Annotated in this window: 25 protein-coding genes; 14 read left to right on the top strand and 11 right to left on the bottom strand. The window is 69.1% G+C overall.

Features of this window, described 5'->3' with window-relative positions; all coding sequences use genetic code 11:
• Positions 1–21: 21 nt before the first annotated feature.
• Entirely contained in the window at positions 22–1,098 is a 1,077-nt protein-coding gene (locus tag AB7E03_RS16025; RefSeq protein ID WP_489942333.1) for a fatty acid desaturase family protein, read from the bottom strand.
• A gap of 122 nt (positions 1,099–1,220) precedes the next feature.
• Here AB7E03_RS16025 and AB7E03_RS16020 point away from each other — a divergent pair, with 122 nt between their 5' ends.
• Positions 1,221–1,550, top strand: coding sequence for a hypothetical protein (locus tag AB7E03_RS16020; RefSeq protein ID WP_489942332.1), 330 nt, complete (start codon positions 1,221–1,223; stop codon positions 1,548–1,550).
• 37 nt (positions 1,551–1,587) lie between these two features.
• Positions 1,588–1,941: a DUF7882 family protein gene (locus tag AB7E03_RS16015; RefSeq protein ID WP_489942331.1), complete on the top strand. Its 354-nt coding sequence runs from the start codon at positions 1,588–1,590 to the stop codon at positions 1,939–1,941.
• On the opposite strand, the gene AB7E03_RS16010 is transcribed toward AB7E03_RS16015, so the two are convergent.
• The 3 genes from AB7E03_RS16010 to AB7E03_RS16000 all read right to left on the bottom strand — a co-directional run bounded on the left by AB7E03_RS16010 (position 1,938) and on the right by AB7E03_RS16000 (position 5,339).
• On the bottom strand, positions 1,938–3,827 hold the full coding sequence (locus AB7E03_RS16010) for an alkyl/aryl-sulfatase (RefSeq protein WP_489942330.1): 1,890 nt from the start codon (positions 3,825–3,827) through the stop codon (positions 1,938–1,940). The genes AB7E03_RS16015 and AB7E03_RS16010 overlap by 4 nt on opposite strands.
• Before the next feature lie 97 nt (positions 3,828–3,924).
• Positions 3,925–4,362: a VOC family protein gene (locus tag AB7E03_RS16005; protein ID WP_489942329.1), complete on the bottom strand. Its 438-nt coding sequence runs from the start codon at positions 4,360–4,362 to the stop codon at positions 3,925–3,927.
• Between the two features lie 8 nt (positions 4,363–4,370).
• Entirely contained in the window at positions 4,371–5,339 is a 969-nt protein-coding gene (locus AB7E03_RS16000; protein WP_489942328.1) for a zinc-binding dehydrogenase, read from the bottom strand.
• Between the two features lie 83 nt (positions 5,340–5,422).
• On the opposite strand from AB7E03_RS16000, the gene AB7E03_RS15995 reads away from it, so the two are divergent.
• Entirely contained in the window at positions 5,423–6,088 is a 666-nt protein-coding gene (locus tag AB7E03_RS15995; protein ID WP_489942327.1) for a TetR/AcrR family transcriptional regulator, read from the top strand.
• Here AB7E03_RS15995 and AB7E03_RS15990 read toward each other — a convergent pair.
• Positions 6,019–7,044, bottom strand: a complete 1,026-nt coding sequence (locus AB7E03_RS15990; protein ID WP_489942326.1) for an aldo/keto reductase — start codon at positions 7,042–7,044, stop codon at positions 6,019–6,021. The genes AB7E03_RS15995 and AB7E03_RS15990 overlap by 70 nt on opposite strands.
• A gap of 129 nt (positions 7,045–7,173) precedes the next feature.
• Here AB7E03_RS15990 and AB7E03_RS15985 point away from each other — a divergent pair, with 129 nt between their 5' ends.
• From AB7E03_RS15985 to AB7E03_RS15955, 7 genes are all read left to right on the top strand, one after another.
• Positions 7,174–7,797, top strand: coding sequence for a TetR/AcrR family transcriptional regulator (locus AB7E03_RS15985; protein WP_489942325.1), 624 nt, complete (start codon positions 7,174–7,176; stop codon positions 7,795–7,797).
• Between the two features lie 176 nt (positions 7,798–7,973).
• A complete protein-coding gene (locus tag AB7E03_RS15980) occupies positions 7,974–8,300 on the top strand; it encodes a DUF7882 family protein (RefSeq protein ID WP_489942324.1) in 327 nt (108 codons plus the stop codon).
• An 85-nt stretch (positions 8,301–8,385) separates the two neighbouring features.
• Entirely contained in the window at positions 8,386–9,765 is a 1,380-nt protein-coding gene (locus AB7E03_RS15975) for a ferredoxin reductase family protein (protein WP_489942323.1), read from the top strand.
• Positions 9,762–10,277 (top strand): FMN-binding protein, encoded by a 516-nt coding sequence (locus tag AB7E03_RS15970; RefSeq protein WP_489942322.1) that lies wholly within the window; start codon positions 9,762–9,764, stop codon positions 10,275–10,277. The genes AB7E03_RS15975 and AB7E03_RS15970 overlap by 4 nt, the downstream gene beginning before the upstream one ends.
• A complete protein-coding gene (locus AB7E03_RS15965) occupies positions 10,274–11,026 on the top strand; it encodes an FAD:protein FMN transferase (protein WP_489942321.1) in 753 nt (250 codons plus the stop codon). Before AB7E03_RS15970 ends, AB7E03_RS15965 begins: the two co-directional genes overlap by 4 nt.
• 47 nt (positions 11,027–11,073) lie before the next feature.
• On the top strand, positions 11,074–11,742 hold the full coding sequence (locus AB7E03_RS15960) for a response regulator transcription factor (protein ID WP_489942320.1): 669 nt from the start codon (positions 11,074–11,076) through the stop codon (positions 11,740–11,742).
• Positions 11,739–12,953, top strand: coding sequence for a sensor histidine kinase (locus AB7E03_RS15955; RefSeq protein ID WP_489942319.1), 1,215 nt, complete (start codon positions 11,739–11,741; stop codon positions 12,951–12,953). The genes AB7E03_RS15960 and AB7E03_RS15955 overlap by 4 nt, the downstream gene beginning before the upstream one ends.
• Before the next feature lie 29 nt (positions 12,954–12,982).
• Here the strand turns inward: AB7E03_RS15955 and AB7E03_RS15950 are convergent, their stop codons facing one another.
• The 4 genes from AB7E03_RS15950 to AB7E03_RS15935 form a co-directional block, all read right to left on the bottom strand.
• A complete protein-coding gene (locus AB7E03_RS15950) occupies positions 12,983–14,212 on the bottom strand; it encodes an ABC transporter permease (protein ID WP_489942318.1) in 1,230 nt (409 codons plus the stop codon).
• Complete coding sequence (locus AB7E03_RS15945; protein ID WP_489942317.1) at positions 14,209–14,907, bottom strand: ABC transporter ATP-binding protein; 699 nt, start codon at positions 14,905–14,907, stop codon at positions 14,209–14,211. The genes AB7E03_RS15950 and AB7E03_RS15945 overlap by 4 nt, the downstream gene beginning before the upstream one ends.
• Complete coding sequence (locus tag AB7E03_RS15940; protein ID WP_489942316.1) at positions 14,907–15,935, bottom strand: efflux RND transporter periplasmic adaptor subunit; 1,029 nt, start codon at positions 15,933–15,935, stop codon at positions 14,907–14,909. The genes AB7E03_RS15945 and AB7E03_RS15940 overlap by 1 nt, the downstream gene beginning before the upstream one ends.
• Before the next feature lie 118 nt (positions 15,936–16,053).
• Entirely contained in the window at positions 16,054–17,520 is a 1,467-nt protein-coding gene (locus AB7E03_RS15935) for an MDR family MFS transporter (protein ID WP_489942315.1), read from the bottom strand.
• A gap of 216 nt (positions 17,521–17,736) precedes the next feature.
• Between AB7E03_RS15935 and AB7E03_RS15930 the strand changes: the two genes are divergently transcribed.
• Positions 17,737–18,843 (top strand): epoxide hydrolase family protein, encoded by a 1,107-nt coding sequence (locus AB7E03_RS15930; protein WP_489942314.1) that lies wholly within the window; start codon positions 17,737–17,739, stop codon positions 18,841–18,843.
• 25 nt (positions 18,844–18,868) lie between these two features.
• Here the strand turns inward: AB7E03_RS15930 and AB7E03_RS15925 are convergent, their stop codons facing one another.
• Positions 18,869–19,510: a TetR/AcrR family transcriptional regulator gene (locus AB7E03_RS15925; RefSeq protein ID WP_489942313.1), complete on the bottom strand. Its 642-nt coding sequence runs from the start codon at positions 19,508–19,510 to the stop codon at positions 18,869–18,871.
• An 84-nt stretch (positions 19,511–19,594) separates the two neighbouring features.
• On the opposite strand from AB7E03_RS15925, the gene AB7E03_RS15920 reads away from it, so the two are divergent.
• On the top strand, positions 19,595–20,341 hold the full coding sequence (locus AB7E03_RS15920) for an SDR family NAD(P)-dependent oxidoreductase (protein ID WP_489942312.1): 747 nt from the start codon (positions 19,595–19,597) through the stop codon (positions 20,339–20,341).
• A gap of 50 nt (positions 20,342–20,391) precedes the next feature.
• On the opposite strand, the gene AB7E03_RS15915 is transcribed toward AB7E03_RS15920, so the two are convergent.
• Positions 20,392–21,387 (bottom strand): GlxA family transcriptional regulator, encoded by a 996-nt coding sequence (locus AB7E03_RS15915; RefSeq protein WP_489942311.1) that lies wholly within the window; start codon positions 21,385–21,387, stop codon positions 20,392–20,394.
• A 137-nt stretch (positions 21,388–21,524) separates the two neighbouring features.
• Between AB7E03_RS15915 and AB7E03_RS15910 the strand changes: the two genes are divergently transcribed.
• Both AB7E03_RS15910 and AB7E03_RS15905 read left to right on the top strand, forming a co-directional pair.
• On the top strand, positions 21,525–22,166 hold the full coding sequence (locus AB7E03_RS15910; protein ID WP_489942310.1) for an HD domain-containing protein: 642 nt from the start codon (positions 21,525–21,527) through the stop codon (positions 22,164–22,166).
• A 34-nt stretch (positions 22,167–22,200) separates the two neighbouring features.
• On the top strand, positions 22,201–22,938 hold the full coding sequence (locus tag AB7E03_RS15905; protein ID WP_489942309.1) for an SDR family oxidoreductase: 738 nt from the start codon (positions 22,201–22,203) through the stop codon (positions 22,936–22,938).
• The last annotated feature ends 14 nt before the right edge of the window (positions 22,939–22,952 follow it).

Here is a 22,952-nt window from a genome sequence, read left to right as displayed (position 1 = left end):
CGATCGATCCGGAGGCCGGCGCTACTCCGTCGTCGAGGAGACCTGCCGCAACTCCAGGAGGGGGCAGCTGAATGGGTCCCGATCACCGAGACCGACGCTGTTGATGTGCCGGGTCACGATCGCGTACGAGCTCAGCAGTCCCGTCTCCGTATAAGGCACCTTCTGCGCCTCGCAGTACGCACGGATCATCGGCGCCGCCCTCCGGAGGTGCGGCCGCGGCATGGACGGGAACAGGTGGTGCTCGATCTGATAGTTGAGGCCACCCATCAGGAAGTCGAGCGTCCGGTTGCCGCGGATGTTGCGGCTCATCAGCACCTGCCTCCGCAGGAAGTCCAGCTTCATGTCGTGCGGTACCAGTGGCATCCCCTTGTGGTTGGGGGCGAATGACATCCCCATGTAGAAGCCGAACAGGCCCAGCTGGATGGCCAGGAACGCGGCCGCGATCCCGGGCGAGAGGACGAGGAAGACCAGCGCCAGGTAGCCGACGATGCGGATGGTGAGGAAGGCGATCTCCACCGGCCGCCGCTGCAGCTGGCCGCCCGTGACCACCCGCCGGACGCTCGACGCGTGGAGGGAGAGCCCCTCCAGCAGCAGGATGGGGAAGAAGAACCATCCCTGGTGACCGATCAGCCAGCGCACCAGGTCCGAACGCGCCGCCGCCGCCCGGCCGGGAGTGAAGGCGACCACCGGGAGGTCGAGATCGGGATCGACCCCCTCTTGGTTCGGATTGGCGTGGTGCCGCGTGTGCTTGTGCTGCCACCAGCCGTAGCTCATCCCGACGAAGAGGTTGCCGACGAGGAGGCTCGTCCAGTCGTTCCACCGGCCGGAGCGGAAGATCTGCCGATGCGCCGCGTCATGTCCGAGGAAGGCGATCTGCGTGAACACGAAGGCGAACACCCCGGCGGTGATCAGCTGCCACCAGCTGTCGCCGATCAGCACGAACGCCGCCACGGTCACGGCGGTGACGATCGGGACCAGCGCCAGCTTCGTCCAGTAGTACCCGTACCGGCGGCGCAGCAGCCCCGACTCACGAATGACAGTGGCGAGCCCGGCGTAACCGCCGTCACGCCGGCTCGAAAGCCCCGATGCTTCTGTCATGGCGGCCCGCCTCTGATCAAATCGCATCGAGGTCCGGGACGCTGTGCGAGCGATTTTACGCCGCGGATGCCCGCACCGGGGTATCCCTAGAAAATTCGGGAAAACGGTGTCAATGATGTGGCATGCAGAAGTTGTACTACGCAGGGGGATACATCTTTCTCGACGACGACGTGTGCGAGGCGTTGGTCATGTACGCCAAGGCGCTCGCCGACGTCGGCAAGTCGGATCTGGTCACCGTCCCGGCGCTTTCCGATGAGGGGCTGCAGGGCCGCACCCGCTTGCTCATCGGTCCGGCAAGCCAGTTGTTCTCGGCGCCGGCCCTCGACCGCGGAGTGGACCTGACCGATGCGCACGCGACGCAATCCATGCGGGAGAAGACGGCGAGCTTGCAGCCGTCCCGGCCGGTGTTCGAGGAGAGCGCCGACTACACGAACGACGGCTTCGACGAGTAGCCCGGCCAGCAGCGCCGCAGCGAGGAGAGACACGAAGATGGGAACCCTGTTCTACGGCGCCGGCCGTCTGGCGATCGCGTTCGACGACCGCGTCCTCGCGCACCTGCAGATCGCGGTCGGCACCAAGCTCCGCCGCCAGGAGACGTTCATGTTGAACTGGCGCGACAACGAGACCGTGGGGGACGGCCGCAGCGCCGTGTGGATCGGCCCGCACACCGACCTGCACTTCAAATACTCCGGCAGCCGTTTCCCCGAGATCAACCGGGAGTGGATCAACGCGCTCGTCGTGTCTGCGTCCACGCCCCTCGGCCTGCAGCTTCTGGACGAGGGGAGCCTGGATACGCCCCCGACCACCAAACCGGGCTCGAACAACGGCAATTTCTCCAGCTAGGGCACGACGATCTCGAAGTCCGGGTCGCCCGGGTCGAGCACGCTCGTCAGCTGCTCCAGCACTCGGGCGTCGCCCTCCAGGGTGATCCCTGGCGTCGCGGTGTCGCCCGCCGTCAGGGCGAGGAAGCGCGGACGCGTGGTGGTGACGTGCAACTGCGCGTCGTCGGCCGGCTCCTTCTCCACAGAGACGAGGACGCCGTTGCGCAGCGTCACGCGGAAACTGCGCCGGAGGTCCGTGAAGGTGATGTCGATCGCGAGGTCCAGGTCCCACGCCTTCGGCCCGTCGATCTGGATGGCGATCGCGTCGAAGATCTGCTCCGGCGACAGCTGGTTGAGGAGCGTCGGCGCGTTGCCGGAGATCGGGGTCCCGAAGTTGCCCTCGCGCAGCTCCCTCGCGCCCGAGAGGAAGAAGTTGCGCCAGGTCGCGTTCTCGGCGCCGTAGCCCAGCTGCTCGTACGTGTCGGCCAGCAGCGCTTTCGCCTCGGCGTTCTGCGGGTCGGCACTCTTCGGGTCGGCGAACACCGCCGTGTCGAGCAGCGTCGCGGCCCAGCGGAAGTCGCCTGCCTCGTAGGCGGCTCGGGCCCCCTCGATGAGCTTCCCGACGCCACCGACGAGCGCCGCCCAGCGCTCGGCCTGCTCCGTCGGGGGATGCGGCCAGAGCCGGGACGGATTGCCGTCGAAGAACCCCATGTACCGCTGGTAGATGGCGCGCACGTTGTGCGATACCGAGCCGTAGTAGCCGTGCGTGCTCCACTCCTGCTCCAGCGCCGGCGGCAGCTGGAACGTCTCGGCGATCTCGGCGCCGTTGTAGCCCTGGTTCAGCTGTCGCAGAGTCTGGTCGTGCAGGTAGCCGTAGAGATCCCGCTGGACCGCGAGGAAGTGCAGGATGCGGTCGGTTCCCCAGGTGGGCCAGTGGTGGGAGGCGAACAGCACGTCCGAGCGACTGCCGTATCGTTCGATCGCCTCGGTCAGATACCGCGACCAGATGTGCGGGTCGCGCACCAGGGCGCCGCGCAGCGTCAGCAGATTGTGCAGGTTGTGGGTCGCGTTCTCGGCCATGCACAGCGCCCGGAAGCGCGGGATGTAGAAGTGCATCTCCGCCGGCGCCTCGGTGTTCGGCGCCAACTGGAACTCGACCTCCACGCCGTCGAACGTGTGAGTCTCGCCGGTGGTCGCGATCTCGACCGTGGGCGGCAGGATCCCCGGCGTCCCGATGGAGTTGGTCTGCGCGAGGCCGGCACCGACCTGCCCCTTCGGCCCGCGCGGCAGGACCGCGCCGTACATGTACGCCGCCCTGCGGGCCATCGCCGTGCCGGCGTAGACGTTCTCCTCGATCGCGTGCGTCAGGAATCCCTCGGGAGCGACGATGGGCACCTCCCCCGGCTCCGCCGCCTCCGGAGTGACGATGCCCAACACCCCGCCGAAGTGGTCGATGTGCGAGTGGGTGTGGATGACGGCGACCACCCGACGGTCGCCTCGGTGCTTCCGATACAGAGCCAGCGCCGCCGCCGCGGTCTCCTGCGACACCAGCGGGTCCACCACGATCACGCCGGTGTCCCCCTCGATCAGCGACATCACGGAGAGGTCGAGACCGCGCACCTGATAAAGTCCCTCGACCACCTCGAACAGGCCGTTGCGCTGGATCAGGTTCCCTTGCCGCCACAGGCTCGGGTTGACCGAGTCCGGGGCGTCGCCGGCCAGGAAATCGAACTGGGACGCGTCGAAGACCACCCGCCCGTCCGCGTCGGTGATCGCCGGTTCGTCGAGGGTACCCAGGAACCCCCGATCCGCGTCCTCGAAGTCGGCCACATCCTGAAAGATGCTGCGATCAAGCCATGCACGGTTCGCGGCGACGATGGATTCGGTCGGCTCGTTCTGCTTCGGCACGGTCGTGCTCCTCACCGGGGCGGCACCCCACAGGGCAGAGACTGCACCCCCGGAGCGGGACGCGGCTAGGCCCGACCGTGTCGCCTTCGAGCGGCCGTCAGTCGTCCTTCAGCTTCTGCGCGAGCATGACGAGGATGCCGCTGGGCCCGCGCAGATAGGTGAGCTTGTAGATGTCCTGGTAGGTGGCGACACCACGCAGCGGATGGCATCCGTGCGTGGCCGCAATCGCGAGGGCCTCGTCGATGTCGTCTACGGCGAACGCGACCCGGTGCATCCCGATCTCGTTGGGAAGCGTCGGCGCGGTCTCGATCGCCTCCGGGTGGATGTACTCGAACAGTTCCAGCCGGCCGCTGCCGTCCGGCGTCTGCAGCATCGCGATACGGGCGTGGTTCCCGTCCAGACCGACTGCGGTGTCGGTCCACTCACCGCTGACCGTGTCGCGGCCGACGACCGTGAGCCCCAGGTCGGTGAAGAAGGAGATCGTCTCGTCGAGATCGCGGACGGCGATGCCCACGTTGTCCATTCTGATGGTCATGCTGCATGCTACCGAGCGGTCGGGACGAGGACGATGCGGCCGAACACGCTGCCGTCGTCCATCCTGCGGTGCGCCTCCGGCGCCTCTTCGAGCGGCAGGATCTCGTCGACCACCGCGGTGAGTTCGTCTCGGGCGGCCAGCCGGAGCAGCTCCTCCCGAGCCTGGTTGCGCTCCGCGACCGGGATCGTGGCAAGACTGAACGTCGCGAACGAGCGGGACTGCTGAAAGGAGCGCAGCAGCGTCAGGCCGAAGTCGGGCGGAGGGAATCCGGCGATGGCGCCGACGAGGACGAACCGGCCGTTGGGAGCGAGCCGGTCGAGGAAGGCCGGAACCTCCGCTCCCCCGGCGATGTCGATGATCACATCGAAGGCGTCCGGCGCCTCCGCGTCACCCTGTCCCGCCCGGTCCAGGATGTGCGTCGCGCCCCGCTCGCGGAGCCGCCGACCGCGCTCCGCGGAGGCGGTGGTGGCCGCGACAACGCTGGCGCCGCCGCGAACCGCCAGCTCGATCGCGGCGATGCCGATGCTCCCGGCCGCGCCGCGCACCAGCACCGATTCGCCCGACCGGAATCGTGCGTGCGCGAGCGCGAAGTGCGCGACCGTGGCGGCGCTGCCCAGCGTCACCGCGTCGCTCGACGAGAGCCCCGACGGGATGACCGAGAGATCGTCGACATGCGCCACGGCGAACTCGGCGTAGCCGCCCGAGATCCCGGTGAACGCCCACACGCGTCTGCCGATCCAGGAGTCATCGACGCCTGCGCCCACGGAGACCACCGTTCCGGACACCTCGCTGCCGGGGATCATCCCCGCGGAGGAGACCGAGCCGACCGTGCCGCGACGGATCACCGCATCCACACCGCCGACGCCGATCGCCTCGGTCCTGATGAGCACGTGTCCGGGCTGCGCGGCGGGCGTCTCCCGTTCCACCACGCGCATCCCGCTCGCGTCCCCGAACTCCTCGATGATGACTGCCCTCACGACTGCTCCCTCTTCTTCCCGAACGCCGGTGCTACCCTCGCACGGTAGTGGACGCCCGCGTCCGCTTGGAGGAAGTGGAACAGATGACCCGCGAACTGACTCGCCTGCGGTCCGACGCACAGGAGAACCGCGACCGGATCCTCGCCGCAGCGGCCGCACTGTTCGCCGAGCGGGGCCTCGACGTCGGGATGCGCGACATCGCTCGGCGTGCCGACGTCGGCCCGGCGACGCTGTACCGCAGGTTCCCGACCCGGCAGGCGCTCATCGACGAAGCGTTCTCGATCGAGTTCCGGGCCTGCCGACGGATCGTCGAAGAGGGATGCGCCGATCCCGACGCGTGGAGCGGCTTCACCGGCACTCTCCAGCGCCTGATCGTGCTGAACGCGCGAAACAGAGGGTTCGTGGATGCGCTGGTCTCCTCGGCACCGTCCGCCGCCATCGCGCAGCACCGGCGGGAGCTGCTCCGACTGCTGAGTGGCCTCGCCCGGCGTGCGCAGCGCGACGGGATGCTCCGGGCCGACTTCGCGATCGACGACCTCGTCGTCATCCTGGCGGCCGGTCGTGGGCTGACGGCAGCCCGGCCGGACCTACTGCCCGCCGTCGCGCGCCGCTTCGCCGACCTCGCGATCGACGCGTTCCGCGCTCGCCCGACCCTCCCGAATCAGGGTACGGCGACGGCTCACGCCACCGGTCGCTCGCCGAGCGGACGGCGCCGGAGCGACGGCTCCCCCACCTCCACGCCCCGGTAGACCATGTCCATCGCGCCGATGCTCTCCCCCGGTGGGACGATCGCGTCGATCCGGTCGAGGATCTCATCCGACAGCGTGACCTCAGCCCCGGCCAGGGTGTCCTCCAGCTGCTCCATCGTGCGCGGGCCGGCGATCGCCGAAGTGACTCCGGGATGCGCGACGACGAAGGCCATCGCCAGATGGGTGAGCTTCACGCCGACCTCGTCGGAGAGCGCGATCAGCTCTTCGACGGCGGCGAGCCGGCGCTCGTCGCGGAAGTGGTTCATACCGGTGCGGGTGGAGCGGAAGTTGTCGTTCTCCCGCCCGGCCCGGTATCGGCCGGTGAGAGTGCCTCCAGCGAGAGGGCTGTAGACGAGGGTGCCCATGCCGTAGCGCTGGGCCACCGGCAGGATCTCGCGTTCGATCTCGCGGTCGAGGATGGAGTAGTTGGGCTGCTCGGTGCGGAACCGCTCGTACCCGCGCCGCTCCGACATCCATTGGGCCTCGACGATCTCGGAGCCCCGCATCGACGACGACCCGATCGCCCTGACCTTGCCCTGCCTCACCAGGTCGGTCAGGGCGGAGAGCGTCTCGTCGATGTCGGTCTCGGGATCGGGACGGTGCAGCTGGTAGAGGTCGATGTGGTCCGTCTGCAGGCGTCGCAGCGAGCGCTCGACGGCCTGCACGATCCACCGCCGGGATGCGCCGCGGTGGTTGATGTCGTCGTCGACCGGCCCCCAGAACTTGGTGGCGAGCACGACCTCGTCGCGTCGGCCCTTGAGCGCCTCGCCGACCACCTCTTCGGAATCGCCGTAGCGGTCCGCGGTGTCCACGAAGTTGATCCCGGAGTCCAGCGCCCGGTGGATGATCCGGATGCCCTCCGCCCGGTCGGGGTTGCCCAGCGACCCGAGCATCATCGCGCCGAGCGCGTAGGGGGTCACCTTGATGCCGGTGCGGCCGAGAGTTCGGTGCTGCATGATTCTTCTCCTGTAGTCTCGAGGAAGCGGAACATCACTCCGGTTGGCCCACGGGCTAACCGGAACAATGTTCCACTTATGGTCGACTGTACACGCGCATCCCCCAGACCGCCAGAGGAGCCTCCCGCCATGCCCGCCAGAACGACGGAACCCGCCCACGCGGAAGCGGTCGCAGCGGGTACGTCTGCGCGGGCCCGCCGGGCCGACGCGCAACGGAACGTCACCGCGCTGGTCGAGGCCGCGAAGGCGGTCTTCGTCGAATCCGGTGTCGAGGCGCCCGTGCGCGCCATCGCTGAGCGGGCGGGTGTCGGTGTCGGAACCCTGTACCGCCACTTCCCCCTCCGGTCCGACCTGATCTCAGCGGTCTTCCGGCACGAGATCGACGCCTGCGCCGAGGCGGCGACGGCGATCGAGGCCGCCTATCCGCCGGGTCAGGCGCTCGACGAGTGGATCATGCGCTATACACAGTTCGTCGCGACCAAGCGCGGCCTCGCCGCCGCCCTCCACTCGGGCGACCCTGCGTACGAACCGCTCGCGGACTACTTCTCGACGCACCTCGCGCCGCCCCTCGAACGGCTGCTCGCCGCCGCGCGCTCGGCAGGGGACATCGCTCAGGACGTGGACCCGGCGGAGTTCCTCGGCGCCGTTGCGAACCTGTGCCACGGTGCGGGACCGGGTGACACGATCCCCGGGCGCGCCGACCGGATGGTGCACATCCTGCTCGCCGGCCTGCGGCTCCCTGCCACCGACTGAAGGCGCTGCGCGTTCGTCTTCCGGCCGACGAATTGGTGGGGTCGGAAACGCTCCGCGGAGCGCACAATAGGAGTGTCGCGACAACGACGTCGCGGCGCTCCGCCGTGGTCCCGGACCCCGACCGCGCGGAGCGATCGGGGCCAACATGTGCGCGGGGTCGGACGGGAGCAGGACCCATGGGCGTGTTGGTTTACGGGGGTCACCAGGAGATCGAGATCGACGATCGGATGCTGGCGCACCTGCAGATCGTGATCGGATCCAAGCTTCGGCGGCGCGAGGGCTTCTTCGTGTCCTGGACGGGAGACGCGGGAGCCGACTGCGGCAGGGTCACCATCTGGGTGGATCCTGCCATCACCCTGGTGTTCCGGTACAACGCCGTGACGCCCGGGGGAATCGATCGCGAATGGCTGGAGACGCTGATGGCGGCCTCCAACAGCAACCACGGACTCCTCATGACGGAGCAGTCCGCCCCCCTTGCGGCTGAAACGATCGGCGTCACCTAGGGATCGCGCCGTTTCATATCAGCCTCATAGGGGGCTCCCACCTCACGTAAGAATCCACAAAGAATGCGTCTGCATCGTGGGATACATGGATCAGACGTTGAGCGTGACCGCGCCGGCCCGACGGGTGCGCACCTCCAGCCGAAGCGCCGGGCGGCGGAGCGGAGCTCGGGCGGTTCGCGCGGCACTGGTGATCGGCGTCATCGTCGTTCTGGGGATGTGGTGGCTGGCGGTTCCGGCAGGGTTCGCGGCGACCCCCGCGAACGCCCTCACCTCTCTCGGCGAGGTGAGCGGGATGGTCGGCGGCTTCCTCGTGTGCGCCCAGGTGCTGCTGATCGCCCGCGTGCCGTGGTTCGAGAGGGCCGTCGGGCTCGACAAGCTGGTCTCGTGGCACCGCTCCCTCGGTGCCTCCGTCCTCTTCCTCATCGTCGCCCACGTGCTGTTCCTGGTGCTGGGTGGGGAGCTCCTCGACAAGAACCCGCCCTGGACCGAGTTCGTGTCCATCCTGCAGTCGTATCCGGACATGCTGACCGCCCTGATCGGCACGATCGCGTTCCTCGTCGTCGGTCTCAGCAGCGCCCGGCTGATCCGCACGAAGCTGTCGTACGAGGTCTGGTACTGGCTGCACGTCACCACCTACGTCTCGATCTTCCTCACCTTCTTCCATCAGTTGAGCGGCGGCGCCCACTTCGTCTCCGATCCGGTCAACCGCATCCTCTGGATCGCGCTCTACCTCGGTACGGCGGCTGCCGTGCTGACCTGGCGGTTCATCCTGCCCTCCCTCGACGCCTGGCGCGGCCGGATGCGCGTGGCCGCCGTCGTGCCCGAGAGCGAAGGCGTCAACAGCGTGTGGCTGACCGGCCCGCGCATCGAGCAGCTCGGCGTGCGGGCGGGCAACTTCCTCCTGTTCCGCTTCCTCAGCTGGGGTCACCTCGGCACCGCCCACCCCTACTCGGTGTCCGCCGTGCCCGCGAACGGCCACCTCCGCATCACCGTGGGTTCGATCGGCGACCACTCCAGTCGCCTGCCCGCCCTCAAAGCCGGCTCCCTGGTCTTCGCGGAGGGGCCGTTCGGCCGTTTCACCGCGGATCGGGCGAGCCGGGAGCGCATCCTGCTGATCGCCGGTGGTGCCGGGATCGGGCCGATCCGCGCCCTCGCCGAGGAGCTGGTCCGGCGCGGCGCCCGACCGGTCGTCCTCTACCGCGCCCGCTCGCCACGGCACCTCGCCCTCCTCGGTGAGCTGCAGGCCATGCCCGAAGTGACGGTCATTCCGCTGGTCGGCCGCCGCTCGGAACTCGGTTATGACCCGCTCGACATCGAGCCGTTGCGCCACCTCATCCCGGACCTCCACAACTGGGAGGCCTTCATCTGCGGGCCGGAAGGGATGGGCCAGCGGGCCGTGGCGTCCCTCCGGGCGCTGCGGATGCCGAACCGTTTCATCCACCGAGAAGAACTGAGCATGTCATGAGCAGCACACCCTGGCGGGGAACCGTCCTCTTCACTGCGATCGTCGTCGTCATGGGCGCCACCGTCGGCCTGAAACTTTACGGCATCGGCCAGGATACGGTGGCCGCTTCCACCTCGGTCCATTCGACGACGAGCGGCACGACCTCGGACACGTCGAGCGGCGGCTCGACCACGACGGCCACCCCCGACCCGTCCGCATCCGCGTCCGCCACCCCGTCGCCTTCTGCTTCTGCGTCCACGGCATCCACCACCGTCACCGGCTCGGCCGTCGACACCCGGTACGGTGCAGTGCAGGTGGAGGTCACCTTCTCCGGCAACACGATCACCGCGGTGAAGACCCTCCAATCGCCCGACCGCGACGGACGTGACGTCGAGATCAACGACCAGGCACTGCCCATCCTCGAGCAGGAGGTGCTCGCCTCGCAGTCGGCGAACATCGACACGGTGTCCGGAGCGACCTACACCTCGGAGGGCTACATCCAGTCGGTCCAGTCGGCGATCGACCAGCGATGAGGTTCCTGGAGACCGTGATGGGCATCCCGATGTCGATCGACATCCGAGACGGAGTGGATGGGACGGAGGCCGCCGAGCGCGCCTTCGGGGTGCTGCGGGAGGCCGACCGACGCTTCAGCGCCTATCGCCCGGACAGCGAGCTGAGTCGCGCAAACGCGTCCGCCGATGACCGCGCCGCGTACAGCGGGGACTTCCGCGAGGTCGTCGCTATCGGGGAGGAGGCGTGCCGTGCCTCCGGAGGCGCGTTCCGCATCCGCCGACCGGACGGCGCCTGGGATCTGGACGGCGTCGTCAAGGGATGGGCTGCCGCCCGCGCCGCACGAGAGCTCCGCTCCGCGGGTCTCCGCGACTTCTGCCTGAATGCCGGCGGCGACGTGGTGGTCTCCGGGAACCCGCAGCCAGGGACGCCGTGGAGTGTCGGCATCCGTTCTCCCCACGATCCGTCCGCGATGCTGGCCGTCCTGACGGTCAGCGACGTGGGGGTGGCGACCTCGGGCGCCTACGAACGCGGGCAGCACATCGTGGACGGCCGCGACGACTCCCCCGCCCGCGGCCTGCTCAGCGCGACCGTCGTGGCGGACGACCTGACCACTGCGGACGTGCTGGCGACGACCGTGTTCGCGATGGGGCCCGACGGCATCGATCACGCGCTGGCCGCCGGAGCACGCGGCGTCCTCGCCGTGGATGCGGCCGGGCGCCTGCTCGGAGCCGGAGACCTGACGTTCGCGCGCCCGGCGAGCGCCCGGTGACGGTGGCCGCCCCTGTGGAGGGATCACCCGGCTCCTATACTGCCAACGTGACCGGAAACCTGCGCGTGCTGGTCGCCGAAGACGACAGCCGGCTCGCCGGCATGCTGACCGGGCTCCTGGAATCCGAAGGTTTCGACGTGGAGCTCGCGCGAGACGGCCAGCGCGCTCTCCACCTCGGCCTCACCGCCGAGTTCGACGCCATCGTGCTCGACCGGGGCCTGCCCGCGGTGGAAGGGCTGGATGTGCTGCGCCGGCTGCGCGACGACGGGGTCACGACGCCCGTCCTGGTGCTGTCCGCGCTGGGCACCGCTCCCGACCGGGTCGACGGGCTGAACGCCGGCGCGGAGGACTACCTCGCCAAGCCGTTCGACATCGACGAACTGGTCGCCCGTGTTCGTGGGCTGACCCGGCGCGCGGCCGCGGTCGTGCCCGTTGTGCGCTTCCCAGGCGGCCGGCTCGACATCGGCAGCCGCACGGTCACACTCGACGACGGCTCGCGGTCGGTCCTCTCCGAACGCGAGTCCGCTCTTCTGGAGCTGCTGGCCCGGCGCCCGGGCCAGGTGTTCTCCCGCGCGCTCCTCCTGGACGAGGTGTTCGCGGCGGCGGACGACCCGGGGGTGGTGGACACCTACGTGCATCACCTGCGCCGGAAGTTCGGACGTTCGCTCGTCGACACGGTCCGCGGCGTCGGCTATCGGATGGGCGGGCTGCGGTGAGCCGCGCCGACGATCGCGAGCTGCGTTCCGCATCCCTTCGGCTGGCGGCCCAGTTCGCCCTGATCATCCTGGGCCTGTTCGTCGCACTCGGCGTGGTCGTCTACAGCGTCGTCGCCGCCGGACAGGTCGAAGCCGCGCGGCGTGCGCTCTCCGACGCGTCGATGGTCGACTCGACGCACGACGCGCCGCGGGACCTGCTCGTCACGGTCGTCACGCCGCAAGGCCGCGACAGTTCTCCCAACATGCCCGCCGGCCTCCCGGACGAGGCCGCCCTCGATCAGGTGGCTCGCGAGGGCGGGTCGGTCTCCGGAACCGTGGAAGCCGGCGGACAGCGCTACCTGACCGTGACGGATGTTCGCCACGGCAAGGTGGTGCAGGTCGCGTACGGCCTGGGCGAGCAGCAGGAGGAACTGAGCCGGCTGGTGCTCGCACTGGTGATCAGTGGCCTGATCGCCACCATCGCGGCTGCCGGACTCGGGCTGGTGCTCGCGCGGCGGTCCATTCGCCCGCTGGCGGACGCGCTTGCACTGCAGCGCAGGTTCGTCGCGGATGCGGGCCACGAGCTCCGCACTCCGCTGACGCTTTTGAGCACGCGCGCCCAGCTGCTCCGCCGTCACGTGGTGTCGGCGCCGGGCGGAGCCTCCGACGACGAAGTCCGCTCGGGCCTCGACGAGATCGTCGACGACAGCCGGGCGCTCACCGAGATCGTGCAGGACCTCCTGACCGCCGCCGACCCCCGTCAGACCGCGGAGAGCGAAGGCGTCGGCCTGGGTGAGCTGGCGGCGACGGTCGCGCGCTCGGCGGAAGGGCGGGCGGCCGATCGCGGGCTCTCGATCGTGGTCGACGCGCAGCCGGATGCGCTCGTCACCGGCACACCGGTGTCGCTTCGGCGGATGATCGTCGCGCTCGTCGACAACGCGCTGGACCATGCGGCGTCCGAGGTGCGGCTGACCGTGTCCACGTCCCAAGACCGAGTCGTCCTCTCCGTCCAGGACGACGGTCCCGGCTTCTCCGCCGGGGTGGCGGACGGCGCGTTCGAGCGCTTCGCGAGTGCGCGCGCCGCGCAGCCGGGAGACGACCGCGCCCGGCACTACGGACTCGGGCTGGCGCTGGTGGCGGAGGTGGTGAGCCGGCACCACGGGACGGTGGGGGCGACGAATCCGAGTGGAGGGGGCGCCGCCGTCACCGTGCGGCTCCCGCGTCGGCGCTGAACGCCAGCGGCCCGGCGCGCAGGCGGTCCTCAGAACCGGATCGCGTCGATCGGTCGCACCCGAATCGCCACCATCGCCGGGAGCACGCCGGCGAGCGCACCGACGCCGATCGCCACCAGCATCCCGAACGCGGCGGCCGAAAGCGGGAAGGCGGGCACATCCTGAAGGCCCTGCCGATGCAGGAACCCGGCGACGATCGGGTTCTCGAGCGCAAGGATCGCGACCATCACCCCGATCACGCCCGCAACGGCCGTCGCGACGACGCTCTCCATCATCACCCCCGCGAACACGCGCCCCGCGGTGGCGCCGAAGCTGCGGCGGATCCCGATCTCGCGGATCCGCGACCGGACCGTCACCATCGAGATGTTGAGGAGGCCGAGGGCACCGAGCAGAAGGATCAGACCGGCCGCAGCGCCGCCCACGATCTTGAGGAACAGCAGCGGATCGGGACCATCGAATGACGCGTAGTCCTGCCGGTTGACCTGCACGGTGCCGCCGTTTCCGACCGCGTGCGACAGGTCCGAGGCCAGGCGGTCGGACAGCTGGGCTGACATCGGCTCCGGAACCCACGCGAAGTATTGCGTCGACCCCGACACGTTCGCGGCCGAACCCGGCGGCACGAGCGCTTGGTACGCGTCGAACAGCATCCAGAGCTGTGCGGAGTGCTCGTCGCCGCCGGCCGCGACGCCGATGATGACGGCGTCCACCGAGCTCGGGCTGATCAGGTGGAGAACCGGATGCGTCCGCACATCGGGTGAGCCGAGCAGCCTCCAGAGTCCCTCGTTGATGACGACGGCCGGCACGAGCCGGTCGGCGTCTCCGCTGGAGAACCACGACCCGGAGACTATGCGGGTGCGGAACATGACGCCGTAGTCCGGGTCGACCGTCTGCCCGTTCAGGTTCGCGTCGACCGGGACCCCGCGGGCGACGGGCTGCGCGAAACCTTGCCGGCTCCAGTAGCGGACCTTATAGCGTGCGAGCTCGTTTCGGACCTGAGCGCTGAAGGTGTCATCCGACACCAGTTGCTGCCCGTCGTTCGAATAGGGCGGACTGATGTTGAGCATCGCCGGGCGGCCCTGCCCGCGTTCCAACCCTTCGACGACGCCCTGCTGCGCGACCGCCGAAATCGCCGCTATGGCCGTGAGCGCCATGATGGCGACGGCCACGCCAACGATGGACATCAGCACGCGGGCGCGGTAGACCCGGAACTCCGACCAGGCCTCGACGAGAATGCCGCAGAGGGCGGTGATCGCCCTCACCGGACGGCCTCCGCGTGTTCGGGGTGCAGAATCCCGCCGTCGAGCCGGAACCGCCGGTCCGCGAGCGCGGCGATCGCGGGATCGTGGGTGATGGTGACGAGCGCCGACTGGGTGTCGTGGGCGACGGAGTCGAGCAACTGCATGACGGACTGTCCGGTCTGGACGTCGAGGGCGCCGGTCGGCTCGTCCGCGAGGATCACCCGAGGGTTGCGGACCAGAGCACGGGCGATGGCGACGCGCTGCTGCTCCCCGCCGGAGAGGCGGCTCGGCATCCACTCGGCCCGGTTCGCCAGCCCAACCCTGTCGAGCATTTCCAGCGCGAGGCGCCGACGACGCCAGAACCGCCGGGGCTCCGCATAGAGCAGCGGGGTCGCGACGTTCTCGAGGGCCGTGCGGCCCGGAAGCAGGTTGAACTGCTGGAAGATGAACCCGACCTCACGGCCGCGCCGGCGATCACGGTCAGCGGACGACATCCGTCGCACCGGCACACCGTCGAACGTGATGCTGCCGTCGGTCGGTTCGTCCAGCAGGCCCAGGATGTTGAGGAGGGTCGACTTGCCGGAACCGCTGCGGCCGACGATCGAGACGTGCTCGCCCGCGTCGACCACCAGGTCCACACCGCTCAGGATGCGCAACGGCTCGTCGTCGGGGATCGGCACGACGCGCGTTACGCCCTCCAGTTCGAGGAGCGGCATCAGCCGCCCAGGCCGTTCATCGCGGCGGCCGCCTGCTCGTCGGACTTCGAGGGTACGAACTCGAGGATCTCCTCGCCCTCTTTCAGACCGGAGACGATCTGCACGTTCCGGCCGTCGAAGATGCCGAGCTCGACCTTGACCGGCTTGGGAGCACCTCCGCCCGCTGCCGGACGGTAGATGGTGCCGGCCGTGCCGCTGCCCTCCACCGCTGTCGCGGGCACGACGAGCGCATCGGCAGCGGCTCCCGCGCTGATCGTGAGTTTCGCCGAGAGGCCGCCGAACACGGTCACTCCCGCGGGTACGGCGCAGCGCACGCTCGGGCCGGCGTTCGAACCGGAACCCGACGCCGAGGGGCCCGCGGGTGCGGGTGCGTCGCCGGAGGAGTCCGGCGAAGCGCCGGCGCCGGCACCGGCCAATGGAGCGTTGATCGTCAGACCCGTGCACGTGAAGGGAGCCGGTCCGCCCGCAATGGTGACCGTCGCCTCGGTCGGCTTGGTGAGGAGGCGGTACTGCTCGACCGGAGCGATCGTCCCCGTGACATTGAAGGTCGGCGGTGCGACCTGCGCGATCGTGTCGCCCACAGCGACCTGCTGTCCGACGAGAACGCTCAGCGCCGACAGCGTCCCGGCCGCACCCGCGCTGATGGTCACCCTCTCGAACAGCGGGGTGCCGTCGGCGGCTGCGGTCGCCAGTGGATGCTTCACCACGACGACCGCGGTGCCGGCGTCGACCGCCGCACCGACCGCGACGTCGACCTTCGAGACCTCACCTGAAGCCGTCGCGCGCACCGGCACGGCTGCATCCGGGTACACCGTCGCATCCAGGCTGATGTCATTGCGGATCGACCCTGTCTGCACGGTCGTGGTCGGATCGCTCACTTCGGCCGTCGGCACGATGCCGTCGGTTCCCGACGTAGCACCGTTGAAGAACGCGAGCTTGACCAGGGCGACGGCGATCGCGGCGAACACCACGATGCGGATGACCGGAAGAACCCAGCGGCGCACGACGCCCGGGGAGGAGACACTCATGCGCCCAGTCTGGCCGAGATGCGGTGCGGGGCTCGTCATCCGAAGGAAGGATCTCCACGGCCCGAGGTGAAGCTATGTCCCGTACTCAGGACATAGCTTCACCCCTCGCGAGCGATCCCTACACCCGTTCCGTCTCCGCCGTCGCGGCAGGCCGTCGCACGAAGAACGAGCCGACGACCAGCAGGAGCGAGAGCGAGGCCCCGGCGATGAAGGCCGCCCGCACACCCGCTTCGACGCCCTCCGTCGCCGTCCCACCACCCGCGACGGCGCTCGCGCCGACCGCCGAGAGGATGGTGATGAAGATCGCCGTCCCGATCGCTCCGGCGAGCTGCTGGTTCGTCCCGATCACCGCCGACCCGTACGAGTAGAGCCGGGGCGGTAGCACTCCGAGCGCGGAGGTGAACAACGGGGTGAAGGTCAGCGCCAGACCGAGGGACAGTCCCACGTGGACCAGCACGATCATCCCCACCGGGGTGGCGTGATTCACCGTCGTGAGGATCCACAGCACCGAGCTGACGATCATGGTTCCCGGGATGATGAGCGGCGACGGTCCCCGCTTGTCGTAGATCCGGCCGACCACAGGACCCAGCAGCCCCATCAGCAGGCTCCCCGGCAGCAGCACGAGTCCACTGGCGAGGGAAGCGAGGCCGAGAACGGTCTGCATATAGAGGGGCAGCAGGATGAGCGTGCCGAACAGCGCTGCCATCGCGATGCCCATCATGATGACGGACAGGGTGAAAGTGCGAGCACGGAACACCCGCAGATCGAGCAGCGCCCTGTCGTCCCGCTGCAGGACGAGCTGCCGCCAGACGAATCCACCGAGCGCGAGCGCCCCGCCCACGATGGGAATCCAGAACGGGATGCCGGAGTGACCCTGTTCTGCCTCCGCGATGCTGCTGAAACCGTAGATCAGCCCGGCGAACGCGAACGCCGACAGGATGACCGAGAGCACATCGAGCGGCACCTTCCTCGGCTCGTTCACGTTCGGGATGCGCAGGGCACCCAGCAGCAGGGCGCCGACGGCGAACGGCAGCACCAGCAGGAAGATCCACCTCCAGCCGGCGACATTCAGGATCGCGCCGGCGACGGTGGGGCCGACGGCCGGCGCGACCGACATGACGATGGAGATGTTGCCCATCGTCTTTCCCCGCGAGGACGCCGGCACCAGCGTCATCACCGTCGTCATCAGCAGCGGCATCATGATCGCTGTGCCGCTGGCCTGCACCACTCGGCCGGTGACCAGGAGGCCGAAACCGGGCGCGCTCGCGCAGATCAGGGTACCCAGCGTGAACAGGCCCATCGCGGCGACGAAGACGGTCCGGGTCTTCAGTCGCTGCAGCAGGAACCCGGTGGTCGGGATGACCACGGCCGTGGTCAACAGGAAGGCGGTGGTCAGCCATTGGCCGACGCTCGGTTGGATGCCGAGATCCTTCATGAGGTCGGGAAGAGCGACGTTCATGACGGTCTCGTTGAGGATCACCACGAAGGCGGAGATCAGCAGAAGCGAGATGACGAGGCGGTTACGAGCGGAGTGATCGGTGTGCTGAGCGGGTGTCGAGTTGGATGTGGTCCGGGTCTCGGACAAGCGGTCTCCTTATGTAGCGGTTGACGTCGTCGCCCATCCGGCGCGCATGCCGTCAGGACAACGGCGGCCATTCTGCACGCTGCCGGGGTCTTGCGGCAAGCCCCCCAGTGAGCTATAGATTGAAAATGCGGGGAGAGGTGTCTCCCCGTTTTCTGCGCCCCACCGTCGCCACCCCGTCGCCACACCGTCCCGCGCCACTCGCGCGGAAGGAGCAGCGTGACCGTTTCCCCGTTCCGCGTGCAGGTCTCCGACGACGTGCTCGCCGACCTGCGGCAGAGACTCGAGCGGACCCGCTATCTGCCCAGTGTCGGCCGCATCGGACGTCCCGCCGGCCTCGGCGGCGAGCGCCTGCGCGCCCTGGTCGAGCTCTGGCAGCGGTTCGACTGGCGGGCCGAGGAGGCGCGGCTCAACTCCGTCGAGCAGTTCACGGCCGACGTCCACGGACACCGTCTGCACTTCGCCCGCGTGCGACCGACCCGACCTGCCGCCACCGTCGTCCCTCTGCTCCTGCTGCACGGCTGGCCCAGCGCGTTCACCGAGTATCTTCCGCTCGCGGACGCTCTCGCCCGGGAGGCCACCGACGAACTCGCCTTCAACATCGTCATCCCGTCCCTTCCCGGGTTCGCCTTCTCAGAACTTCCGGAGGGGCCGCTCACCCGGGTCGCGATCGCCGAGGACCTCCACGCACTGATGACAGACGTCCTCGGCTTCTCTCGGTACGGCGCCTTCGGAGGCGACATCGGCGGAGGCGCCGCCACCTGGCTCGGAGCGACGCATCCCGAATCGGTGATCGGGCTGCAGTTGCTGCACCCGCCGTTCCCGGCTGACGAGACACCGCAGACAGCCGAGGAGAAGGTGTTCCTAGACGCGCTCGCCGAGTACGACGAATCGGATGGCGGCTACAGCGAGATCATGGGCACGCGTCCGGATACGATCGCCGCCGCCCTCGCAGACTCCCCTGCCGGCCTCCTGGCGTGGATCGCCGACAAGTGGGACGACTGGGCGGACGGCGGCCTGGATGTCATCGACCCGGCCGAACTGTTCCGCGTCGCCATGCTCTACTGGGTGACCGGCAGCATCGGCACCTCCTTCCAGCAGTACGCGGACTGGTCCTTCAACGAACCGCGGCCGCCCATCATCGCTCCGGTCGGGATCCTGCTCAGCCGCGAACCCTTCCTCGCCGGCTACCCGCGCTCCCTGGTGGAGCGGGCGGTCACCGACCTCCGCGCGTTCGAGGTGCCGGAGAGCGGCGGACATTTCATGGGAGCGGAGCAACCGCAGCCCACAGCGGAGGCCATCCGCCGCTTCTTCGGGTCCCTCTAGGACGAGGTCTCGGTGACGAACGCGGTCACCGGTCGCTCGCCGGCCGTAGTGTCGAGAGGTAGGCGATGGAGGCGTCGATTGCGATCCGGACGGCGCTCGAGTCCCGCCGGGTCTGGCTGAGCAGCAGACCACCCTGGAGCCCGGCGAGGATGCTCACCGCCAGCGCCTCCACGTCGGCATCGGCGCGAAGCTCGCCCCTGTCTCGCATCGCGGAGAGGCCATCGCGGAGGAGCCGCTCCCACTCGGCGAACGAGTCTGCCAGCGCACCCCGCGCGATCGGGTCCGACTCCGCGAGGCCGCTCGCCAGCGACCCGAGGGGGCACCCCCCGATGCAGTTCTGGGCGTCGAGCATCCCGACCACCATGTCGCGCCATTCTGCGAGTGCCGTGAAACTGTCCAATCGTTCCAGCACAGCACGATGCGGTCCGAGCACCGACTGCGTCTGGTGGTCGATGACAGCGAGCAGTAGTGCGTTCTTGTCGGTGAAGTAGTGGTAAAGCTGGGACGCGCTGACGTGGGCCGCCGCTTGGATCTCTTCCAGCGTCGCGCCCTCCAGCCCCTGCTCGACGATGAGCCGGGCCGCCGTTTCGACGATTCGCTGCCGTGTGGCGAGCCCCTTGGGCGTGAACGTGCGCTCACCGTCGGCGGCACCTCTTTGTCTGTCCATGCCATTACCGTAGCTGTTTTGTAGTTGCTACTCCATTTTTACGTGGCCACGATTGCAGTATTCACTCCAATCGAAGGGATCGACATGAACGACTACGCAGGTAGGACGGCGCTGGTCACGGGGGCCACCAGCGGAATAGGACGCGAGACGGCCGCGAAGCTCGCCGCGGCGGGGGCGCACGTCATCGTCAGCGGACGCGATCTGCAGCGCGGAGAAAGCACGGTAACAGCGATCCGGGATGCGGGTGGGCGAGCGGACTTCGTAGCGGCCGACCTCCGCGACGGGGACAGCGTGCGCCACCTCGCCGATAGCGCCCTGGAGCTGGCCGGAGGACGCATCGACGTGCTGGTCAACAACGCGGGCATCTTCCCGTTCGGGCCGACCGCCGAGACGCAGGAAAGCGACATCGACGCGGTCGCCGCCGTCAACATCAAGGCGCCCTTCCTCCTGGTCGCCGCCCTCGCCCCGGGGATGGCGTCTCGCGGCAACGGAGCGATCGTGAATGTGACCACGATGGTAGCCAGCTTCGGGATGTCCGGCATGGCCCTCTACGGATCGAGCAAAGCGGCGTTGCAGTTGCTGACCAAAGCCTGGGCTGCGGAGTTCGGCCCGAGCGGCGTGCGCGTCAACGCCGTGAGCCCCGGCCCGACCCGCACCGAGGGCACCGCCGCCATGGGCGAGGGCCTCGACCAGCTGGCCGCTACCACTCCGGCCGGACGGCCGGGCCAGGCAGCCGATGTCGCGGATGCGATCGTGTTCCTCGCCTCGGATGCGGCACAGAACATCCATGGCGCCGTCCTGCCGGTCGACGGCGGCCGGATCGCCGTGTGACGCCTGGTACGACGAATCGGGTGGCGGGCTAGCGCGAAATCATCGCAGCCTCAGGGCCGCGGGCGGCGCCGGGCCTCCGTCGCGGGCGCCGTCGTACTGAAGCGGTGCTGGTAGCGGCTGGGCGGGATCTTGAGCCGGGCGATAAAGGCGCGTCGCAGTGCCTCCGAACTGCCGAATCCGGATAGCTCGGCCGCCAACGTGACGCTGTGACCCGCGTCGAGGTACGCCTTGGCGAGTTCGAACCGGACCAGCTCCACGTACTTGGCCGGGGTGGAATCCAGCTCCTCGTGGAACAGCCGGGTGAGCTGACGCGGACTCACCCGTGCGCGTTCGGCGAGCGAAGCGACGGTGTATTCGGCCGTCGGGTCCGAGCGGATGGCGGCGACGACCAGGTGCAGCACGGGAGTCCGCGGGCCGGGGCCTAGGAGCGGTGCCGAGAACTGCGACTGCCCGCCCGCCCGGCGCATGTACACCACCAGCGAGCGCGCGACCGCTCGGGTGATCTCCTGCCCGTGATCCTCCTCCAGGAGTGCCAGCGCCAAGTCGATGCCGGCGGTGACACCTGCAGACGAGTAGGTGCGGCCGTCCTTAACGTAGATGGCGTCCGGCTGAACGGTCGCGAGCGGGTGGCGGCGTGCGAGCTCCGCCGTGTGCTTCCAATGCGTGGTCGCGCGTTTACCGTCGAGCAGACCGGCAGCGCCGAGCACGAAAGCGCCGGTGCAGACGGAGGCGATGCGGTCGCTCCGATCGGCCAGACGCAGCGCCGCATCCCGGAGTTGTGTCGAGACGGGTGCCGACGGGAAGAGTTCGCCTCCCGCGACGAGCACCGTGTCGTAGCGCGCGCTGTCGTCGCCGGACGCATCGACGGGGATGCTCATCCCGATGGAGGTGGCAACGTCGGCTCCGTCCGGGGAGATCATGGAGATCCGATACCGGCCCTGCGAGAGGTTCGCCTCGGCGAAGACCTCCGCCGGGCCCGCGACGTCGAGCATCTTCACGCCGTCGAAGACGAGCACTCCCACCCTGTGCACCGGGGAGGACGTCATCGCCGCACCTCTTCTTGGTCGTGTCCCGAATCGTGGGAATCGTGGCCGATCACGAGGGGCCATGAGGCGGCGGTCCGGCGACCCTGGACGTATTGCACATTCTCGCAGCCCGCTGCCCCACCCTGAGGAGACATTTCGTGACGACCGACACGATCGCTGGAGTCCGCATCCCTGACAGCGACCTGGTCGCCGAGGCCACCGACCTCGTCCGCACCACCACCCCCGAGCTGATCTTCCACCACTCCCGGCGGGTGTTCCTGTTCGGTACGCTCCAAGCGCAACGCGCCGGGCTGACCCCCGACCCCGAACTCCTGTACGTGGCGGCCCTCTTCCACGATCTGGGCCTCGTACCTCCGTACCGCGGCGACGACCAGCGCTTCGAGCTGGACGGCGCCGACCAGGCCCGGGCGTTCCTGACCACGCACGGGTTCAGCGCGGCAGACAGCGAACTGGTGTGGACGGCCATCGCCCTGCACACCACACCCGAGGTCCCATGGCGGATGCACCCGCTCATCGCCGGCACCACCGCCGGGGTCGAGACAGACGTGCTCGGGATGCGCCTGGACGCGCTCACCCGGGAGGAGATCGACGAGGTGGTCCGGGCGCATCCGCGGCCGCGTTTCAAGGAACGCATCCTCGCCGCCTTCACCGACGGCTTCGCCCACCGGCCGGAGAGCACCTTCGGGACCGTCAACGCGGATGTCTTGGAGCACTTCCTGCCCGGCTTCAGCCGCACCGACTTCGTCGAGGTCATCGAAGGGTCCGACTGGCCGGAGTGAGCGAGATCATCCCCCACCGGAAAGGAAACAGAGCATGAGCGACAACGTGACCCGTGCAGCGATCGTCACGGGTGGATCGGGCGGCATCGGCGGCGCCGTCGCCCGCCGGCTGGCACGGGATGGCATGGCCGTCGCGGTCCACTACTCCGGCAACGAGACCCGCGCGCGGGGCGTCCTCGAGGACATCGAAGCCGAGGGCGGTCGCGGTCTGGTGCTGCGCGCGGATATCGCCGATGAGGCGGCGATGTCGGCTCTCTTCGACACGGTGGAGGGCGAATTCGGCGGTGTGGACGTCGTGGTGAACACCGCCGGCATCATGGTGCTCGCCCCGCTCGCCGACCTCGACCTGGACGACCTGGACAGGATGCACCGGATCAACATCCGCGGCGCGTTCGTGGTGACCCAGCAGGCGGCCCGCCGCGTGCGCCGTGGCGGGGCCATCGTCAACTTCTCCAGCTCCGTGGTGCGTCTGCAGTTCCCTTCGTATGCCGGTTACGCCGCGAGCAAGGGAGCAGTGAACGCGATGACGCTCATCCTGGCTCGCGAGCTCCGGGGCAAGGACATCACCGTCAACGTCGTCGCGCCCGGACCGACCGCGACCGACCTGTTCCTCGACGGGAAGGACGAGCAGACGGTCGAGGGACTCGCCAAGCTGGCGCCCCTCGAGCGGCTCGGCACCCCTGTCGACATCGCTGAGACCGTCAGCTACTTGGCCGGGCCCGCGAGGTGGGTCAACGGCCAGGTCCTCTATGTCAACGGCGGCATCGCCTGAGCGTGCGCGGCGCC

The sequence above is a fragment of the Leifsonia sp. RCC_180 genome (assembly GCF_058138205.1).
Note: the sequence above shows the minus strand (reverse complement) of the source record. Positions and strands in the feature narration are given on the sequence as shown.

Excerpts from the sequence above, each read along its gene's own strand:
- AB7E03_RS15990 (WP_489942326.1), bottom strand. The coding sequence starts at position 7,044 with ATGCAGCACCGAACTCTCGGCCGCACCGGCATCAAGGTGACCCCCTAC.
- AB7E03_RS15905 (WP_489942309.1), top strand. The coding sequence starts at position 22,201 with ATGAGCGACAACGTGACCCGTGCAGCGATCGTCACGGGTGGATCGGGC.
- AB7E03_RS15975 (WP_489942323.1), top strand. The coding sequence starts at position 8,386 with ATGGATCAGACGTTGAGCGTGACCGCGCCGGCCCGACGGGTGCGCACC.
- AB7E03_RS16020 (WP_489942332.1), top strand. The coding sequence starts at position 1,221 with ATGCAGAAGTTGTACTACGCAGGGGGATACATCTTTCTCGACGACGAC.
- AB7E03_RS15965 (WP_489942321.1), top strand. The coding sequence starts at position 10,274 with ATGAGGTTCCTGGAGACCGTGATGGGCATCCCGATGTCGATCGACATC.
- AB7E03_RS15970 (WP_489942322.1), top strand. The coding sequence starts at position 9,762 with ATGAGCAGCACACCCTGGCGGGGAACCGTCCTCTTCACTGCGATCGTC.
- AB7E03_RS15980 (WP_489942324.1), top strand. The coding sequence starts at position 7,974 with ATGGGCGTGTTGGTTTACGGGGGTCACCAGGAGATCGAGATCGACGAT.
- AB7E03_RS15925 (WP_489942313.1), bottom strand. The coding sequence starts at position 19,510 with ATGGACAGACAAAGAGGTGCCGCCGACGGTGAGCGCACGTTCACGCCC.
- AB7E03_RS15945 (WP_489942317.1), bottom strand. The coding sequence starts at position 14,907 with ATGCCGCTCCTCGAACTGGAGGGCGTAACGCGCGTCGTGCCGATCCCC.
- AB7E03_RS15985 (WP_489942325.1), top strand. The coding sequence starts at position 7,174 with ATGCCCGCCAGAACGACGGAACCCGCCCACGCGGAAGCGGTCGCAGCG.
- AB7E03_RS15995 (WP_489942327.1), top strand. The coding sequence starts at position 5,423 with ATGACCCGCGAACTGACTCGCCTGCGGTCCGACGCACAGGAGAACCGC.
- AB7E03_RS16015 (WP_489942331.1), top strand. The coding sequence starts at position 1,588 with ATGGGAACCCTGTTCTACGGCGCCGGCCGTCTGGCGATCGCGTTCGAC.
- AB7E03_RS16005 (WP_489942329.1), bottom strand. The coding sequence starts at position 4,362 with ATGACCATCAGAATGGACAACGTGGGCATCGCCGTCCGCGATCTCGAC.
- AB7E03_RS15915 (WP_489942311.1), bottom strand. The coding sequence starts at position 21,387 with ATGACGTCCTCCCCGGTGCACAGGGTGGGAGTGCTCGTCTTCGACGGC.
- AB7E03_RS15920 (WP_489942312.1), top strand. The coding sequence starts at position 19,595 with ATGAACGACTACGCAGGTAGGACGGCGCTGGTCACGGGGGCCACCAGC.
- AB7E03_RS15940 (WP_489942316.1), bottom strand. The coding sequence starts at position 15,935 with ATGAGTGTCTCCTCCCCGGGCGTCGTGCGCCGCTGGGTTCTTCCGGTC.
- AB7E03_RS16025 (WP_489942333.1), bottom strand. The coding sequence starts at position 1,098 with ATGACAGAAGCATCGGGGCTTTCGAGCCGGCGTGACGGCGGTTACGCC.